The 857-nt window shown below is 65.5% G+C and carries 1 protein-coding gene and 1 pseudogene; one reads left to right on the top strand and one right to left on the bottom strand.

The genetic code is table 11. The features are described from left to right. Window positions 1-75 precede the first annotated feature (75 nt). Window positions 76-732, top strand: a complete 657-nt coding sequence (locus QMX82_RS25665) for an ion channel (protein ID WP_282288801.1) — start codon at window positions 76-78, stop codon at window positions 730-732. On the opposite strand, the pseudogene QMX82_RS25670 reads toward QMX82_RS25665, so the two are convergent. Next, window positions 729-857: pseudogene (locus QMX82_RS25670) on the bottom strand (N-methyl-L-tryptophan oxidase); the annotation flags it as partial. The gene QMX82_RS25665 and the pseudogene QMX82_RS25670 overlap by 4 nt on opposite strands.

Consider the following 857-nt stretch of genomic DNA (forward strand, 5'->3'; position numbering starts at 1 on the left):
GAGCACGAGGCTCCCGTGGCGAAGCGCCTCGCCACCCGCTACGCTGACCGCCCCTGAGCCTTTCGCCGAGTTGCGATGAAGAGTCCGCTGCACTACCTGGTCCGTTACCCCTCCGCCAACCTGCTGTTCATCCAGTTGCTCGGGCTGCTGCTCTACCCCTTCGTGGAGCAGGAAGAACATGGGCGCGCCATCATCGGTGCCTTCGGCATCATCGTCCTCGCCACCGCCCTGCGCATGGTGCGACGGAGCCCGACCATCCAGTGGCTGGGGTTCATTCTCGCCGCCTGCATCCTGGTGCTCACGGTACTGGTGGAGTGGCAGGGCAATCGCCACCTGGTGGTATCCCTGGCCATCCTCGATGCGATCTTCTACTTCTATGCCGCGGGCAGTCTCATCGCCTACATGATGGAAGACCAGCGAGCGACCACCGATGAACTCTTCGCCGTGGGTGCGACCTTCACCTTGCTGGCCTGGGCCTTCGCCCATGCCTACTCGGCCTGTCAGATCCTGCAGCCCAACAGCTTCACCGCCGCCAACGATCCCCTGGCCGCACGCACCTGGACCGAGCTGCTCTATGTCAGCTTCGCCATCCTCTCCGGCGTCGGCCTGAGCGATATCTACCCGATCAAGCCGATGGCGCGCTCGCTGGTCATGCTCGGCCAGTTCTCCGGTGTCATGTACATCGCCCTGGTGGTGACCCGGCTGGTCACCCTGACGGTGCGCAGCCGCTAGCCGAATCGCGCCAGGCTGAAGCTGCCGAGATCGATGTCGCTGCGCCCGGTGGTCACGCGCTGGGCGCGCGCCTCGCCCCGCGCGGCCGAATGCTTGAAGCCATGTCCCGCACAGGCCCACACCAC

Origin of the sequence: Pseudomonas sp. PS02302, from assembly GCF_029959585.1 — a bacterium.
GTDB classification, from domain to species: Bacteria; Pseudomonadota; Gammaproteobacteria; order Pseudomonadales; family Pseudomonadaceae; genus Chryseomonas; species Chryseomonas aestiva.

Coding starts and splice junctions, on each gene's coding strand:
- QMX82_RS25665 (WP_282288801.1), top strand. CDS start 76: ATGAAGAGTCCGCTGCACTACCTGGTCCGTTACCCCTCCGCCAACCTG.